Annotated in this window: 11 protein-coding genes; 4 read left to right on the forward strand and 7 right to left on the reverse strand. The window is 74.8% G+C overall.

Translation table 11 applies throughout. The features are described 5' to 3' along the window. Positions 1-9: 9 nt before the first annotated feature. The 4 genes from PUR61_RS04115 to PUR61_RS04130 form a co-directional block, all read right to left on the reverse strand. On the reverse strand, positions 10-681 hold the full coding sequence (locus PUR61_RS04115; protein ID WP_329875712.1) for a DUF5825 family protein: 672 nt from the start codon (positions 679-681) through the stop codon (positions 10-12). After that, positions 662-2,608, reverse strand: a complete 1,947-nt coding sequence (locus tag PUR61_RS04120) for a RiPP maturation radical SAM C-methyltransferase (RefSeq protein WP_329875714.1) — start codon at positions 2,606-2,608, stop codon at positions 662-664. Before PUR61_RS04120 ends, PUR61_RS04115 begins: the two co-directional genes overlap by 20 nt. Positions 2,609-2,687: 79 nt before the next feature. Beyond that, positions 2,688-2,849, reverse strand: coding sequence for a hypothetical protein (locus PUR61_RS04125; protein WP_329875716.1), 162 nt, complete (start codon positions 2,847-2,849; stop codon positions 2,688-2,690). Next, positions 2,846-4,768, reverse strand: a complete 1,923-nt coding sequence (locus PUR61_RS04130) for a S9 family peptidase (RefSeq protein WP_329875718.1) — start codon at positions 4,766-4,768, stop codon at positions 2,846-2,848. Before PUR61_RS04130 ends, PUR61_RS04125 begins: the two co-directional genes overlap by 4 nt. A 422-nt stretch (positions 4,769-5,190) precedes the next feature. On the opposite strand from PUR61_RS04130, the gene PUR61_RS04135 reads away from it, so the two are divergent. Beyond that, the gene (locus PUR61_RS04135; RefSeq protein WP_329875720.1) at positions 5,191-5,733 is read left to right on the forward strand and encodes an EF-hand domain-containing protein; all 543 of its coding nucleotides are present in this window, start codon (positions 5,191-5,193) and stop codon (positions 5,731-5,733) included. A gap of 150 nt (positions 5,734-5,883) precedes the next feature. Here the strand turns inward: PUR61_RS04135 and PUR61_RS04140 are convergent, their stop codons facing one another. The 3 genes from PUR61_RS04140 to PUR61_RS04150 form a co-directional block, all read right to left on the reverse strand. After that, the gene (locus PUR61_RS04140) at positions 5,884-6,285 is read right to left on the reverse strand and encodes an SAV_915 family protein (protein ID WP_329875722.1); all 402 of its coding nucleotides are present in this window, start codon (positions 6,283-6,285) and stop codon (positions 5,884-5,886) included. A gap of 352 nt (positions 6,286-6,637) precedes the next feature. Beyond that, entirely contained in the window at positions 6,638-7,420 is a 783-nt protein-coding gene (locus PUR61_RS04145) for a sulfite exporter TauE/SafE family protein (RefSeq protein ID WP_329875724.1), read from the reverse strand. Between the two features lie 666 nt (positions 7,421-8,086). Then, positions 8,087-8,800, reverse strand: a complete 714-nt coding sequence (locus PUR61_RS04150) for an ABC transporter ATP-binding protein (RefSeq protein WP_329875726.1) — start codon at positions 8,798-8,800, stop codon at positions 8,087-8,089. A 337-nt stretch (positions 8,801-9,137) separates the two neighbouring features. Between PUR61_RS04150 and PUR61_RS04155 the strand changes: the two genes are divergently transcribed. The 3 genes from PUR61_RS04155 (at position 9,138) to PUR61_RS04165 (ending at position 16,379) form a co-directional block, all read left to right on the forward strand. Then, positions 9,138-12,500: an FtsX-like permease family protein gene (locus tag PUR61_RS04155; RefSeq protein WP_329875728.1), complete on the forward strand. Its 3,363-nt coding sequence runs from the start codon at positions 9,138-9,140 to the stop codon at positions 12,498-12,500. Beyond that, positions 12,497-15,307 carry an FtsX-like permease family protein gene (locus PUR61_RS04160; RefSeq protein WP_329875731.1) on the forward strand — a complete coding sequence of 937 codons (2,811 nt, stop codon included), beginning with the start codon at positions 12,497-12,499 and terminating at the stop codon, positions 15,305-15,307. Before PUR61_RS04155 ends, PUR61_RS04160 begins: the two co-directional genes overlap by 4 nt. Positions 15,308-15,386: 79 nt before the next feature. Further along, positions 15,387-16,379, forward strand: coding sequence for an ABC transporter ATP-binding protein (locus tag PUR61_RS04165; protein ID WP_380354460.1), 993 nt, complete (start codon positions 15,387-15,389; stop codon positions 16,377-16,379). Positions 16,380-16,449: the final 70 nt, after the last annotated feature.

Raw genomic sequence — 16,449 nt, forward strand, 5'->3', positions numbered from 1 at the left:
CTCTCGCAACTACACGGTCAGTGACGGGAAGGGCCAGCGGCGGACCCGCATGGGCAGGAACCACGCGCGGCCCGCCTGTTCGGCGATCAGACCGGCCACGGCGAAGTCCTGGTGGACGGCGTCCGGCAGCCGGCCGATCTCGACACCCTCGGCCAGCGCGTCCACCTGTGCCAGGTGGCCCGGCTCGTCGATGGTGAACAGCTCCAGCATCCCGAACCGGCGGTCGCGCACCTCGACGAAGCCGGGGCCGCGCCGGAAGACGCACTTGCTCGGGAAGTACGTGGCGCGCCAGTCGGCGACGACGTCCTCCGGTGCGCCGGTCAACCGCTCGGGCGGGTAGAGGTGGTGGAAGCGGCGCCGCGCCGCGCAGCCGTCCGTGCAGACCGCCTGCCAGAGCACGGCCAGCCCCTGTCCGGTCGCCTCGCGCAGCAGCATCAGCGCCCGCGCGGAGGCCGCCGGCGCGTCCGCACAGAGCCGGACCGGCTCGGTCAGCCGCAGGCAGCGGACCCCGGCCCGGTGCAGCTCGGTCACCTCCGCCTGCGCCGGGCCGGACAGGGTGCGGCGACCGAGCGCGAAGCCCGGCAACTCCCTGGCGGCCGGGTCGTAGTCGAGCCAGAGCTCGACCTCCGGGTCGGCGGCGCGCCAGGCGGCGTCGGTCCGTTCAGCCGATCGTGACGGCATCGAGCACCTCCTCGGTACGAGGACGGGCGGCGGCCGGGCCGTGCCGGTGCTGCATCCGCATCAGCACCTGGTTGTCGGACTCGACGGCGACCTGAAGGAAGCTGTCCCCGTCGTGGAACAGCAGGCCCAGCGCGGTGAAGCGTTCCAGCACGGGCCGGACCGCCGCCGCGCCGCCGGGGACCTTGGCGGCCAGCGTGGCGGTCGAGCGGGGCTGGGCCAGCAGCCGGAAGGCGGCGAGCTCCACCGGATCGGTCAGCTCGACCACCCGCCAGTCGTACCCGGGCCGGGTGTTGACGAGCACGATTCGCCCGCCCGCGTCCCGGTAGCTGAGCCGGCTGTCGGGGAACCGCGCGATCCAGGTGTCCACCGCCGCGCTCAGACGCTCCGCGAGGTCGCCGCCGATCCCGCGCGGCGGTGCGGTGAACACGTACGCCAGTTGGGCCAGTTCGCTCTCGGGAAGGCGATAGGTCGCGCGGTACTGGAAGGCCGGCCGGGTGATCGCGAAACCCAGTTCGGGGCGGTCGAAGTACGGGCTGAACCGCTCGATCGCGATCCGTCCCGCCCCGGTCGGCGGGTCCAGGTGGTGCAGCACGGGAAGTTGGCCGATCACCGACTCGTAGTCGGCCGGCTGCTCGCCCGGGAAGCCGTAGAGGTAGTTCCAGCTGACCGAGACCCCGGCGCTCTGCGCGTCCCGCAGCGCGCGGACGTTTTGGCAGCCCGTCACCCCCTTGTCCATGATCCGCAGGACCCGGGTGCTCAGGCTCTCGATGCCGGGCTGCACCTGGGCCGCGCCCGAGTCGCCGAGAAGCTGGAACTGGTGGCGGCGCAGGTTGGCCTTGATCTCGAAGTGCAGGCGCAGATCGACCGGGAGTTCGGCCAGCGACTTCAGGACGGTGTCGAAGTAGCCCATGTCCAGGATGTTGTCGACCACGTAGACGTCCAGTAGCTGGTGGCGTTCGGCGAGCGTGAGCACCTCGGCGAGGAAGTCCGCCGGCGGCTTGGAGCGGAACTCCATCGAGGAGCCGTTGAGCCCGCAGAAGGTGCAGTGGTGCTTCTCGCCCCACCAGCAGCCCCGGGAGCCTTCGAGGACCAGCTTGGGATCGACCCAGCCGGCCGCGACGGAGGCGTCGAGCCGCTCGAAGAAGCCGTCGTAGCGGGGCGTCAGGATCGCCGAGGGCGGCAGCGGGCGCTTCGTCATCTCGTTGGCCGTCGACGTCCCGGAGTCGTCACGCCAGCACAGCCCGGGGACGGCGGAGAGGTCGCCGCCCTCCAGGAGCGCCGGGAAGGCGGCTTCGCCCTCGCCGCGCACCACGTAGTCCAGGAAGGGGAAGTTGCGGTGCAGCGCGGCGCCCTGCGGACCGTCGCAGTTCGCGCCCCCGAACACCGTGCGCACCTGCGGGCACCGCTGTTTGAGCACCCTCGCGGCGGCGAGGCTCGCCGTGTTCTGCTGGAAGGTGGTGGTGAAGCCGACCAGGTCCGGTGGGTCGGCGGCGAGCTCGTCGACCAGTCGGTCGATGAAGGCGGGGGCGATCGTGCGGGTGGCCCGGGTCAGGGCGATGTCCTGCTCGCTCGCGCCGTTGGCGGCGAGGTGCTCGAAGTAGCTCGCGAACTCGACATCGCTGTCGCCGGCGCCGTTGCCGTCGCCGTCGAGGCCGCCGTCGACGCCGGGGGCCGGGCCGTCGTCACCGTACAGCGCACCGGCGAACGCCCAGTCGCCCGCGCCCTGGAAGTAGGACTTCTCGGAGAAGTACTGGTAGTCGTCCACGCCGAAACCCGCGGTCGAGGCCGCCCAGTCCACGAAGTCTAGGTTGGCGTACCGCACTTCGACCTGATGGCCGGCGCGTGCGGCGGCGGTGTGCAGGATCCCGAGCGCCAGCGACGGCACGTCGATCGCGCCCCAGGGCATGTGCAGCAGGACGATACGCATGATGGCCACTTCTGTTGTCCGCAGGCGGTCGGCGAGGTGTCGCTCCGGGGCACCGCAGATGCCCCGGAGCGACCGTGGGTCACTTGCCCTTGAGTTCAGGCTTCGGCTTCGGCTGCCCCTTGAGGGCAGGCGCGACCGCTGTGGCCTTGGTGATGTCGAGCGCGAAGTTCTGGACCACGACGGCGCCCCGGTCACGCTCCGGGGTGCTGATCGGGTCGTTCTGGATGCTGCGTCGCTTCATGGTTGTTCACCTCCTTCCGTCAGATCGGCGGGTACCCCGGGACGACTGCCCCGGGGTGCTCGGGGGAGCGGTGCCGGCCAGGCGTGCCCGGCGAACCGGACCATCGCGGCCAGCACGGATCGGTGGTCGGCGGTCCGGCTGCTGTAGTGCCCGCCGTCCACCCAGAGCAGCTCGTGCGGCACCGCCAGCCGGCGCAGGTCCGCGGCGTACCGGGCCACCTGGTCGGGCGGGCACCGCTCGTCGGTCCGGGAGGCGGCCAGCAGGACGGGCGCGCGGACCTGGTGCACGTAGGATCGCGGGTCGGCCGCGCGGTAGCGCTCGGGCACCTCGTCCGGGGTCCCGCCGAACAGCTGCCGGTCGAGCTCGCGCAGCGCGGGGGTGGTGGTGCGGTAGGTGGCGGGGTAGTCCGCGATCGGCTGGGCGGCCATGCCGAGCGACCACAGCTCCGGCTGCGCACCGATCGCCAGCAGCGTCAGGTAGCCGCCCCAGGAGAATCCGCACAGGCCGGTGCGCTCCGCGAGCGCCGTGCCGTCGGCGACCAGCTCGGCGCGGACGGCGGCCAGGTCCTCGATCTGTGCCAGCCCGACCCGGTGGCCGTACTCGTGCTGCCAGCGGGCGCCGTAGCCGGTGGAACCGCGGTAGTTGGTGCGCACCACCGCGTAGCCGTGGCCCACCAGGGCGTTCACCCGCGGGTCGTAGGAGTCCCGGTCGTGGGTGGCGGGGCCGCCGTGCACCAGGAAGAGGGTCGGCCACGGGCCCCCGCCGACGGGGGTGCTGACGAAGCTGTGGATCCTCCCGTACGGCCGGGGCGTCCAGCGCCGGCTGCGGGAGGTGTCGCCCTGCTCCGGTTCGGTGTGGTCCGCGACCTCCGTGCCGGGGCGCAGGACCAGCGGGCGGGGCGGCGTCGACTCCCGGCTCCAGACGCAGTGCAGGGTGCCGTCCGGGGCGCAGGAGAGGTCGTGGATCGTGCCGCCGGGTGTGTCGATCTCCCGGGCGGTCGGGGCCTGTTCGGCCGGCTCCTGGTCGGCATTCACCCCCTGGCCCGCCGTCTCGCCGCCCACCGCTGCCCGGCCGACCGCTGCCCGGCCCGCAGGCCCCGGCCGCGCCGCCCCCGACCCCACCGGCGGGTCGAGGTCGGCGAGCAGCAGCCGGCTCCGCCCGGCCCGCTCGTGCTGGATCAGCACCCCGCGCGGCCCCCGGTACCAGCCGGCCGATATCTGCGAGTCGAACGACAGCCTCGGGTACCTGCTCAGCCCCGCGCCCGCCCGCCAGGTCGCGACGGTGTACCGCTCGTCCTCCTCGACCACCAGCAGCAGCTCCGGTTCGAGTAGCGCGAGCGGGTTGAACTCGATCGGCCAGAGCCGCAGTCGCCGGTCCCCGGCGAGCCGTAACGGACTGCCCGACTGAGCGTCCGTCGGCCACAGGACCGCTGCGTCGTCCCCGTCGGGCCGCCCGCCGAGGGCGAGTAGTCGACCGTCCGGCGACAGGTCGGCCAGGCCCAGGTACCCCGGCGCCGAACCGACCGGTCGCGCCTCGCCCGCAGGCGGCCCGACATAGAGGTGCGAGGCGTCGTGGACACCGACGGCCACGGCCGCGAGCGAGCCCGTCCGGTCGAAGGCGACGCCGTACGCCCGCCCGTGCGGCACGCCGTGCAGTGCCGCGCCGCCCGGTCCGCCGGCGAACGGCTCGCGTTGCCACCGCCCCTCCCCGGCACCGTCGGCGTCGAACCACCAGATGGCATCGCCGTCCGGCTCGATCTCGCTCAGGTGGACGCCCCCCGGTCGGTCGGTGACCACCCGGCGCCGACCCGTCCCCAGGTCCCAGGCGACCGCCTGCCAGCGCTCGTCGACGAGCCGCGTCTCGACCGCGCGGTCGGCCGCCAACGCGGCGAAGCCGGGGGACTGGAACGCCTGCGTCACTGACCCGGCCCTTCCGGCTCGACGGTGGGGAACACGCTGCGCTGGACGTTCCGGGAGCCAGTGAACCGGCATGTGGGGAAGGACACATGTCGGGGGGTCGCGGTCCACTGTAGGGGGGTGTCGCGGATACGAACAGAAGGCGACGCAATTTATCTGAACATGTCGCTTGCCCGGGCCCGCCGCGATGCTCCACGCCTCGGGAGCCTGCCCTTCGTGGCCGCCGGATCCGGCACGGCGCCGGGCCGCGCCCCGGCGGTCACGGGCCGCGCCGGATCGCCGGGCGATGCGTAGCACACTCCGGGTGGCCGCGCCGGGAGTCCTCGGTTCTTCCCCCGAAACCCGGCGACGCCCGCGCTGCGCACTTAAAGTCACCAGCCTGTCGCCACACGTGGTGGGGCAGTCGGCACAGGGGAGGCCCGTCCATGGCCAGCGAGTTCCAGCAGCGCAAGCTCCGCAACGTGTTCGCCGCGTTCGACGCGGACGGGGACGGCTGCCTGCGGCAGAGCGACTTCGGTGCCCTGGCGGAGCGTTGGAGCCGGCTGCCGGCCGTCCAGCGGGACGCCGGGCTGGGGGCCAGGGTCGAGGCGCTCATGACGGGCTGGTGGGACCACCTGCTCACGGTCGCCGACACCGACCACGACGGCACGGTCGACATGGACGAGTTCCTGGCCCTCGTCGACCGGCTCCCCGCCCTGCGGGAGGTCGTGACGGCGACCGCCGACACGGTCTTCGACGCCGTGGACGAGAACGGGGACGGCCGTATCTCGCGCGCCGAGCACCGCCGCCTCGTCGACATCTGGCACGGGCGGAGCGTGGAGACCGACGACGTCTTCGACCTGCTCGACCTGGACGGCGACGGGTACCTCAGCCGGCCCGAATTCGCCCTCCTGTGGGCGCAGTTCTGGATCAGTGCCGACCCGTCCGAGCCCGGCAACGCGATGTGCGGCCGCATCCCGGAGCAGTGACCGCAACTCGGGCGGGCAGCGCTGAAGTCCCGCCTGCCGACGGCGACGCCGACGGTGATGTTGACGCGGATCGGCTCGGGCTGCCGCTTCGCGGTGCCACCGGGCCGGTCACCCGGCCGTGCCGCCCGGCCGCCCGTCGGAGCGGAGGCTCTACCGGCGGGCCCGGTGCGGCAGCACGTCGGGCGCGGGCCCTCGGCCCGGAGCGCCCGCGAAGGACGGGGTGATGAGGAGGGGACCGTCCAAGGTGCCCTCGCGCCGGGGCCGGGCGGCGGCTGCGGCCAGCTGCGGGTCGACGGTGAGCACGGTGACGCCCAGCGGTTCGGTGAGGGCCCGCAGGGCGGGTTCGGCGAGGGTCATCCACGGCTGGGCGGGGCCCAGGACGGTGATGAGCAGCTGCTCGGTCGTGAAGGCGACGGCGGTGCGGTCGCCGAGGGGCGTGCGGAAGAGCCGGGCGGTGTGGCCCAGCGGACCCGGCCGGACGGGGACCAGGAGGAGTCCGGCCGGGACGGGTTCGGAAGGCTCGGGGTCCTCGGCGAGTGAACGGCGGTTCATGGCTGCCTCCAGGCAGGGACGGCACGGACGGACGGTGCCCCGGTCCTCGGCGCCGTCGCCGGCCGGGCTAGCACCATGACCGTATGCCCGCCCGTGCCCGCTCCGTCCCCGTCCCTGACGCTTTCATGATCCGGCCGCCCTCGTCCTTGACGCGGCCTTGACGCCGCGTTGACGCGGTCGCCGTCGTGCGGCCGAGGAATCGGCGAGGCGGCGGGCAGCACGGCCCACCGGTCGGTTCACCCGTACGTGCGGCCGTTGCCGCCACGCCGTGAACACGTCCGCGAGCCTCTCGTCCCCGGCGCCGCCGACGGGGACCTCGCCGCCGCGCTCGCCCCGACGGGGCGGGCACCGGTCAGCGCAGGCCCTGCACGGCGTAGAGGAGGCCGACGGCGGCGGCCAGAACACCGAGCAGCAGCCGCAGCGCGGTCTCGGGCACATGAGGCTGGAAGCGGGCGCCGAGGTAGCCGCCGACCAGGCCGCCCAGCCCGCAGGACAGACCGAGCACCCAGTCGGGGGCGATGTCGCCGGTGGCTGCCAGGGCCAGCGCCGCGTAGGTGCCGGCACCCACGAGCGAGGTCACGAACGTCGACGCCAGTGCGGCCGGTGCCACCTCGGCGATCGGAACGCCGCGGCCGACCAGGACCGGGCCGAGGATCGAACCGCCGCCGATCCCGTAGATCCCGCCGACGACACCGACGGCCAGGGCGAGTCCGGTCGTGGTCCGGGCCGTCGGCGCGGTGGCGGCGCGGTCCCGGGCAGGACGCAGGGTGCGGAGGCACAGCCAGCCGCCGAGCGGCAGCAGCAGGGCGGCGACCAGCAGCCGGAAGACCTCCGGCCCGGGCACCGCGAACACCCGCACGGCGGCGCCGATGACGACACCCGGAACGGTGCCCGCGACCAGCAGCCGGGTGAGCGGCCCGCCCAGTCGTCCGGCCCTGCGGTGGCGCAGGAGCGCACCCGGGCCGGCCACGACGTTGAACAGCAGGTTCGTCGGCGTCACCGCGGGGCTCGGCACCCCCAGGACGCTGACCTGGACCGGCAGGAGGAACACCGCTCCCGAGACACCCACCGGCGCCGTCACCGTCGAGATCAGCAGTCCGGTGCCGAACCCGAGCAGGCTCGAAGACCAGCCCATCGCGAGCCCCCTCCGTCGGTCCTCGGGGCAGTATCCGCCATGCCCGCGCACCCGTCGGGAGCGTGTCCACGGACCGGACCGGAGCGCCCGGACCGGTCCGCGCCGGTGCGGCGGACCAGGCCGGGGAGGACGTCGGCTGTGAGGAAGGCCGGCAGGGTGACGCCCGGGGCGGGCAGGGCCCGGCCGACGGCCCGTGTGGCCCTGGCCGCCGAGCTTCGAGAGCTTGGCCAGGGGCGGGTGGTCTGCCCAGCGGTTGCGCGGTCACCGTGCTCGCGGCATCGACGGCCCGGCGAATTGCGGGTGACAGGGCGAGCCCCGCTCGTCGGCGGTTCCGTGCTCACCTCCGCGGTTCGTCGCCGGAGCCGCCCGACCCCGCCGGCCGGACAATTCTCGGTGCGCTTCGCCTTGTGCGGGCGCGGCGGGGAATTCCTGAGCGGTGGCGGATCGCTGGTGAGCGGGGCCTCTGCCTATTCCTGGCCGGTGGGGCCGGATTCCCCGGTCTGCCGTCCCGGCGCATTGCGCTGCCCGGCCTTTTGTCCGTGCGGGCATTCGCTGTGGCCACACCCGGTCGGTCGCCCTGCCGCCGGTCCGAGCGGCGGCAGGGCGACCGGACGCCACCGGCCGACAGCGGCCGACGGCGGGACCGGCGGCAGGTGGCGTCCGGGCTCAGGCGGCGGGTTCCTCGACGATCCGGCCGTCGCGGAGCTCGACCACCCGGTCGGCGAGCTCCATCAGGGTCGGGTCGTGGGTCGCGACCAGGACGGTCACCCCTTCACTGCGCACCACCGCGCGCAGCAGCTGCATGATCGCGCGGCCGGTCTCCGAGTCCAGCTGGCCGGTCGGCTCGTCGGCGATGATCAGGTCGGGCTCGTTGGCGAGGGCGCGGGCGATGGCGACGCGCTGCTGCTGGCCGCCGGAGAGTTCGCCGGGACGCTGGTTGGCGTGGTCGGCGAGCCCGACCAGGGCGAGCAGGGTGTGGGCGCGCTCCTCGCGCTGGGCCGCGGGGACCTTCCGCAGCCGCATCGGTACGCCGACGTTCTCGGCGGCGGTGAGCACCGGGAGCAGGCCGAAGGACTGGAAGACGAAGCCGAGGCGGTCGCGGCGAAGGGCGAGCCTGCCCTCCTCGTCGAGGCTTCCCATGTCGGTGCCGTCGAGGGTGATGGTGCCGCCGCTCGGGCTGTCGAGGCCGCCGACCAGGTTGAGCAGCGTGGTCTTGCCGGAGCCGGACCGGCCCTTGAGGGCGGTGAGTTCGCCCTTGCCTATGGAGAAGCTGACCCCGCGCAGCGCGTGGACGGCGCGCTCACCGGATCCGAAACTGCGTCGGAGATCGGTCACGGCCACCATGGGAGCCGTGACGGTGCCGACCGGTTGCTGCGTCATGACGACGTCCCCTCGGTGTTCGGGTGTTCCTACGGGGCTCCTTGCCGGGGGCAAAGGGCTGAGGTGTTCATGGCTATCGGTCACGCAAAAGCCGAGCGGCTTGACCTGTTGTCAGCCGCAACAGCGCTGCGGTGCGGAGCATTTGCTCATTACTTACATGATTCGCGCAAGTCCCTTCCTTTCTTTGGCCGGATCTGACAGCATCGTCCGCTATCCGGTGATCAAGTGCCGGTGATCACCGTATCGGTGCGCCGAGGGCGCCCATCCGCGTAGTGGGACAAGTCTGCCCGTAGGGGCAGCGGCGCGGGGACCATGATGGACCGGGGGAGGAATCAGGATGCTCGGCTTTGTCGTGCGCCGTTTGCGCGGGCGACTGCCCCTGGCCAGTGCGGCGCTGCTCACCGTACTGATCACGACGGCGGTGCTCACCGCACTGGTGGCGTTCCAGCGCACCGTGGGTGAGGTCGGTCAGCGCCAGGCGCTCCAGGGCGCGGGCCACCCGCGGACCACGGTGGTGGTCAACTCCGAGCACGGCTTGGACAAGCGGGCCAAGGACGAGACGGCGGTCGCGGACTACAACCGCGCCCTCTTCGGCGAACTCCCCACCACCGTCCACAGCCTGGCCCGCAGCCGCTCCTACGGGCTGCCGGACACGCAGTCGGGCAGCCCGTCAGGCAGCCGGCCGAGCAGTGCGGCCACCGGGCAGCCGAGCGGCCAGGCCACCGGCCAGCCCGGGGGCAAGGAAGCGGACCTCACCCTCCTCGCCACCCTCGACCGGGAGCGCGTCACCGTGCTCGCCGGCACCCTGCCCGCCGTCGCCACCGCCGGCGGCGCGGGCGGCCCCGTCCAGGCGGCCGTGCCGCAGACCGTCCTGACCCGGCTGGGCCTCACCGCCGAGGCGCTGCCCGCGGACGTCCGGCTCGCCGACCGCTACGGCGGCGCGCCGCTCACCGTGCGGATCACCGGCCTCTACCGCGCCACCGACGCCACCGACCTCTACTGGCGGCTCGATCCGCTGCAAGGGCGCGAGATCCAGGCCGGCGGCTTCACCACCTACGGCCCCCTGCTGGTCGACGACAGTGTCTTCACCGCCGCCGGCGTCCCGCAGAACGGCCGCAGCTGGCTGCTCGACGCCGACTTCGCCGGCACCGCCCCCGCCACCGTCGACGCCCTGCGCGCCCGGGCCGCCGGGCTGGGCGACGAGCTCGCGAAGAACGGCGGCCTGATCGCCCGGAGCGAACTCCCCGACCTGCTCGACGAACTGGAGTCCAGCGCGCTGGTCGCCCGGTCGACCCTGCTGATCGGCGCCCTGCAGCTGATCGTCCTCGCCGCCGCCGCCCTGCTACTGGTCGTCCACCTGATCGCGACCCGTCAGCAGTCCGAGAACGCCCTGCTCGCCGCCCGTGGTGCGTCCGGCGCCCGGCTCGGCGCCTTCACCGCCCTGGAAGCGACGCTGCTCGCCCTGCCCGCCGCGCTGCTGGCCCCCCTGCTCACCCCGCCGCTGCTCCGCGTCCTGGGCGGCTTCGGGCCGCTGCGCCGGGTGCCGCTGGACACCGGTCTCAGCTGGACGCTCTGGCCGGTCTCGGTCCTCTGCGCGCTCGGCTGCGTCCTGCTCGCCGCCGTACCCGCCGTGCTGCGCGGCGCCGGGGCGGCCGTGCTGCGCCGGGCCGGCCGCCGCCAGGCCCTGGCCTCCGGCGCCGCCCGGTCCGGCGCCGACCTCGCCCTGCTCGCCCTGGCCGTGCTCGCCTACCACCAACTCTCGCAGTACAGCGGCGGGTTGTCCCCGGACTCCGACGGCCGGCTCGGCCTGGACCCGGTCCTGGTCGCCACCCCCACCCTCGCGCTCTGCGCCGGCACCCTCCTGGCGCTGCGGCTGCTGCCGCTGGCCGCCCGGCTCGGTGCCCGGCTGGCCGCCCGCGGTCGCGGCCTGGCGCCCGCCCTGGTCGGCTGGCAGCTGGCCCGCCGGCCCGGCCGCGCCAGCGGACCGGTCCTCCTCCTCGTCCTCGGTGTCTCCACCGGCGTCCTGGCACTCGGCCAGCACGCCACCTGGAACACCTCCCAGCAGGACCAGGCGAGCTTCACCACCGCCGGCGGGCTGAGGATCTACAACTCCAAGACCGCTCCGATGGGCCAGGGCAGCCGCTACAGCGCCCTGCCCGGAGGAGACCGGGTCCTCCCGGTCGTCCGGCAGGAGCAGTCGCTCCCCGACAACGGCTACGGGCAGGTGCTCATCCTGGACGCCGCCGGTTTCGCCGACCGCGTGCCGGTCCGCTCCGACCTCCTGGAGAACCAGGACCCGCACACGCTGTTCGACCCCCTGGCCCAGGCCGCGCCCACCGGGGCGGCGGCCGGAGTACCGCTGCCCGGCCGACCGCAACGGATCGACGCCGACGTCACGTTCGTGCCCAGGGAGCAGGCCGAGAACCCGCGCGACAGCTACGTCATACCGTCCAAGGGCCGACCGGAGGTCTGGGTGCTGCTGCGCGACCGCTACGGCCTCACCTTCCAGGCCCCCCTCATCGGCGTCCCCGCCTCGGGCGAGGGCCGCGCCACCGCCGACCTGCGCGCCCTGACGGACGCCCCGCTCAGCACGGCGTCCGCACCGCTCTCGGTCGTGGGGCTGATCGTCTCCGCGGACGTCCGGGACGGTGGGGAGCTGACCGTCCGCCGGATCTCCGCCGCCGACGCGGCGGACGCTCCCGCCGCGCCCGCCGAGGTCCCGGCCGGTCTGACCTGGGCCCCCACCGGCTCCGCGGTCAGCGGCGTCCTCGCCACCGAGGGCCGTCTCGGAGGGGCCGAAGCCCAGCAGCTGTTCAAGGTGCGCTACCGCCCGGTCAACGGAGCCTCCGGCAGCGTCCGGGGCGTCTACACGCCGGTCGCGGCGGCTGCGGCCGGAGCCGCCGCGGCGGGCACGCCGCAGGAGGTCGCCGGCGTCGCCACCCGGGGCTTCCTGACCGCCAACGGCGGGGCCGTCGGCGAGACCGTCCGGGTGCCCGTCGGCCCCACCGTCCTGCGGGTGCGGATCAGCGCGGTCGTCGAGTCCCTGCCGGTCGTCGGCGACAAGTCCCTCCTGCTGGACCTCGCCACCGTCAGCCGGGCGCTCGCCGCCGAGGGCCGGGAGACCCCCGTCCCCGCCGAATGGTGGCTGCCGGCCACCGGCTCCGACGACCCGGCACCCGCCCGGGCCGCCGCCGCCCTGCGCGCCGCCCCCGGCACGCCGGACCTGAAACTGCGCGAGGAGGTCGCCGCCGCACTGACCGGCGACCCGCTCAGCGCCGCCCCGCAGAACGCGCTCGCGGCCATCGCGGTCGTCACCACGGTGCTCGCCGCGATCGGCTTCGGCGCCGCCTCGGCCGCCGCGGCGGGCGAACGGTCCCGTGAGTTCGCGCTGCTGCTCGCCCTCGGTACGCCGAGGCGCCGTCTGGTTCGCACCGCGGCCTCCGAACAGGCCGTCCTGGTGGGCCTCGGCAGCCTCGTCGGACTCGGCCTCGGCGCCCTGATCGTCCACCTCATCGTGCCGCTCGTGGTGCTCACCCCGGCGGCCCGCCGTCCCGTCCCGGAGGCCGTGGTCGACCTGCCGGTCGGCACCGCGGTGCTCCTGGCCGTCGTGATCGCCGCCGTCCCGCTGCTCTCGGCCCTCCTCGGCGGCCGCCGGCGCCGGGACGTGGCCCAACGGCTCCGGAACATGGAGGAGATGTGACCAGCCCGACCGGAACGGACGGCACGGGCGGGGCGACCGCCCTCCCCTCGGCCGCCCACCGCCCCGCGCCCTGGGTGCGCACCAGGCTGCGGGCGACGCCGCTCGCCGCCCTGCTCACCGCGGCACTGGCCTTCGGCACCGTCTTCCTGGCCGCCGCCTTCCCCAGGATCCTGGACCGGACGGCCGACCAGGGGCTGCGCGAGTTCCTGAAGGACCGCGGCCCCGCCGCGACCAGCCTGTTCGCCACCTCGCGCCTGAGCGGGGGAGCCAAGGACCTCGACGCCGCCGCCGCGCAGCTGACCGCCCACACCGGTAAGACCTTCGGCGTCGCCCCGGGCGGCCCGGTCTACGGCGCGCGCAGCGGCAAGCCCCGCACCCTGGCCAACCCGGGGCTCGCGATGCCCGAGGGCGTCCTCCCGATGATGGACCTGCTCTACGTGAACGGCCTCGGCGACCGCACCACGCTGGTCGAGGGCCGCTGGCCGGAGGTCGGCCCGCAGGGCGCCCCCGTGCGGATCGCGATCAGCAAGAACGCCGCGGACACCGTCGGCATCCACCTCGGTGACGTACTCCGGACCACGGAGTCCGTCACCGGCCAGGCACCCCAGGCCGAGGTCGTCGGGTTCTTCACCGCCCCGGCCCCGGAGGACCCGTACTGGACCGAGCTGCCCTGCCCCGTGCACGCCTGCCTGGCCTACACCACGGGCAAGTTCCCGGACGCCTACTGGCGGGTCACCGGCATGGTCGCCGGGGGCGCCCTCGACCGGGTCGACGGCTGGGAGACCGGCGCCCAGGACTTCTGGCGGTTGCCGCTCGACGTCGACCGCCTGCGCGCCGACCAACTGCCCCGGGTCCAGCAGGAGATCGCCTCCTACCTCACGGGTCCCACCGCGACCGCGCTGATGGCCGCCACCTACCACCCGGACCTGCGGATCAACTCCCAGCTGCCGCAGCTGTTCACCCAGGCCACCGCCCGGCAGCAGGCCGTCGCCCCGCTCGCCGCGCTCGGCCCGGCCGGTCTGGCCGGGGTCGGTGCGGTGGTGCTCTGTCTGGCCGCCGCGCTGACCTCCGACCGGCGTACGGCCGAACTCCGGCTGCTCCAGGCCCGCGGCGGTTCGCGCGGCGGTGTGACGAGACGGCTGCTGGGCGAGGGCGCCGTCACCGTGCTGCCCGCCGCCGCGCTGGCGACGGCGCTGGCCCTGTGGCTGCTGCCCACCCCGCGCTGGGGCGGAGCCGTCCTGGCCGCGCTCGGCGTCGGCCTGTTCACCCTGCTCGCCCTCCCGGTCCGCGCCGCACTCCTCTGGTCGCGGCCCCGCGCCGCCGGCGCCCGGCGCCGGCTGGTCGGCGAACTCGCCGTGCTGGCCCTCACCGTGGCGGCCGTGGCCGAGGTCCGGCGGCGCGGTGTCGCGCCCGTCGGCGACGGCCTGGACCCGCTGCTGGTCGCATCGCCGCTGCTGCTCGCCCTCACCGGTGGGTTGGTGCTGGCCCGGATCCAGCCGCTGCTGGTCGGGGCCCTCGCCAGGGCTGCGGGCCGGCGGCCCGGCGTGGTCGGCTTCCTCGGGCTGGCCCGCGCCGCCCGCGGTACCGACACCCGGCCGCGACCCTCCGTCCTGCCGCTGCTCGCCCTCCTGCTCGCCGTCACCACCGCCGGTTTCGGGGCCACCGTCCTCGACGCCGTCGAGTCGGCCCGGACCCGTGCCGCCCGGCTCACCGTAGGCGGCGACGCCTCGGTCCTGCTCCCGATCGGCGTCAACGTCACGCCGGCCTTCGCCGCCGCGGCGGCCGCGCTCCCCGGTGTCCGGGACGCCGCCCCGGTCTGGTCCGACACCGAGGTGTTCCTGCTCGGCACGGGCAGCGGCTCCACCCGGATCTCCGCCGTGGTCGCCGATCCGGTCGCGTACGCGGCGATCTCCCGCTCGCTCGGCCACGGCGCGTTCGACCCGGCCGTCCTGGCCGGCGGATCCGAGGGCCCCGACGCCCCGTTGCCGGCGCTGGTCTCCACCGCCCTCGCCGAGAAGCTGGCCGGGGACGCCACCGGGCACCGGCTCCGGCTGCCCGGCGGCGGCGAACTGCTCGTCGGGGCGGTCGGGACCGTCGACGGCACGCCCGCCCTCCAGGGCGACGGCCGCATGTTCGTCGTCCTCCCCGCCGCGCCGGCCGTCGCCCGCGCACCGGAACTCGGCCGCCCCAACCTCTGGTTCGCCGCCGGCTCCGTCGACGAGGCCGAGCTGAAGCGGCTGGTGCGCGAACTGATCGCCGCCACGGCGACCAAGGGCCGGGTCACCGGCTCGACGGCCGAGAAGGACGCACTGCCCGCCGGGTACACGGTGCGCACCGGTGCGGGCGTGGTCGCCGAGCTCGGCGACGATCCGCTCCAGGAGTCCGCCGAGCGGCTGTTCTGGGTCGCCGTGCTCGGCGCCGGGGTGCTCGCCCTGCTCGCGGTCCTGCTGACCCTCGTACGGGCCGCGCCCGAACGGGCCGCCCTGCTGGCCCGGCTGCGGACGATGGGCCTGCGCCCCCGCCAGGGCCTCTTCCTGATCCTGGTGGAGACCCTGCCGCAGACGCTGGTCGCGGCGGTCGGCGGCGGGCTGGTCGCGGTCGCCGCGGTCGCCCTGCTCGGCCCGGCGTTCGACCTGTCCACCCTGGTCGGCGCGGCGATCCCGGCCGGCCTGCCGGTCGCCGTCCCGCCGGTCCTGCTCCAGACGGTCGGCCTCGCGGCCCTCGTCTCGGCGGGCGTGGTCGCGGAGGCACTGGTCTCCGGCCGCCGCCAGATCGCCACCGAACTCCGGGCGGGGGACCAGCAATGAGCGTCCCGGTCCGGCACACGACGGAAGCACGACAGTGCGACCGCGACAGAAGCACAGCGTCGACGAGAGGAGTGCAGCGGTGAACAGCAGCGCCCAGGAACAGACGGCCGTCCCGGTCCCCACCTTCCAGGAACTGCAGGAACGGGCGCGTGCCGCCGCCGCGCCCAAGGCCTTCGGAGATGCGGACGCGGCCATCGTCTGCGACCGCCTGGTCCGCATCTTCAGCGCCCAGGGCGTCGAGGTGCAGGCCCTCCAGGGACTGGAACTGACCATCCGGAAGGGCGACCTGGTCGCCCTGGTCGGCGCCTCCGGCAGCGGCAAGTCCACGCTGCTCACCATCCTGGCGGGCCTCGACGTGCCGACCGCCGGAACCGCGACGGTGGCGGGGTGCGACCTGCTGGAGATGTCGGCCCGCGAGCGCCTGCGCTACCGCCGCGAGGTGGTCGGCTTCATCTGGCAGCAGACCGCCCGCAACCTGCTGCCCTTCCTCACCGCCGCCGAGAACATCGCCCTGCCGATGCAGTTGAGCGGCAGCCGCTCCACCCGGAGCGCCTCCCGCCGCCAGGCGGCCCGGGTCGCCGAACTGCTGGAGGCCCTGGAGATCGGCGACCTCGCCCACCGGCGCCCCTCCGAGATGTCCGGCGGCCAGCAGCAGCGGGTCGCCATCGCGGTCGGCATGGCCAACAACCCGCCCGTGCTGCTCGCCGACGAGCCGACCGGTGAGCTCGACTCGGACACCGGGGCGAGCATTTTCGAGGCCTTCCGCACCGTCAACCGGGACCTCGGCGCCACGGTCGTGATCGTCACCCACGACCCGATGGTGGCCGGCGAGGTGCGGCGCACCGTCGCGATCCGCGACGGCCGGACCAGCAGCGAGGTGCTCCGCCGGACGCTCACCGACGAGCACGGCGAGGAGTCGGTGAACGAGACCGAGTACGTGATGCTGGACCGCACCGGCCGGGTGCAGTTGCCGGCGAAGTTCCTGGAGGCGCTCGGCATGGAGCACCGGGTGGCCGTGGAGCTCGCGCCCGACCACATCTCCGTCCGCCCGGACGACCTCGAAGGGCACTGAGGGCCGCGGCGCGGGCGCGGTGGAGGCGCGGCGGGCGCGGATGGGATACTGGACCGGGACGTTCCGGGGC

Origin of the sequence: Streptomyces sp. BE20, from assembly GCF_036322525.1 — a bacterium.
Lineage (GTDB): Bacteria > Actinomycetota > Actinomycetes > Streptomycetales > Streptomycetaceae > Kitasatospora.

What these genes read in the sequence shown, in the direction of transcription:
- PUR61_RS04155 (WP_329875728.1), top strand. Translation starts at nt 9,138, where the DNA reads ATGCTCGGCTTTGTCGTGCGCCGTTTGCGCGGGCGACTGCCCCTGGCC.
- PUR61_RS04115 (WP_329875712.1), bottom strand. Translation starts at nt 681, where the DNA reads ATGCCGTCACGATCGGCTGAACGGACCGACGCCGCCTGGCGCGCCGCC.
- PUR61_RS04120 (WP_329875714.1), bottom strand. Translation starts at nt 2,608, where the DNA reads ATGCGTATCGTCCTGCTGCACATGCCCTGGGGCGCGATCGACGTGCCG.
- PUR61_RS04135 (WP_329875720.1), top strand. Translation starts at nt 5,191, where the DNA reads ATGGCCAGCGAGTTCCAGCAGCGCAAGCTCCGCAACGTGTTCGCCGCG.
- PUR61_RS04145 (WP_329875724.1), bottom strand. Translation starts at nt 7,420, where the DNA reads ATGGGCTGGTCTTCGAGCCTGCTCGGGTTCGGCACCGGACTGCTGATC.
- PUR61_RS04140 (WP_329875722.1), bottom strand. Translation starts at nt 6,285, where the DNA reads ATGAACCGCCGTTCACTCGCCGAGGACCCCGAGCCTTCCGAACCCGTC.
- PUR61_RS04150 (WP_329875726.1), bottom strand. Translation starts at nt 8,800, where the DNA reads ATGACGCAGCAACCGGTCGGCACCGTCACGGCTCCCATGGTGGCCGTG.
- PUR61_RS04125 (WP_329875716.1), bottom strand. Translation starts at nt 2,849, where the DNA reads ATGAAGCGACGCAGCATCCAGAACGACCCGATCAGCACCCCGGAGCGT.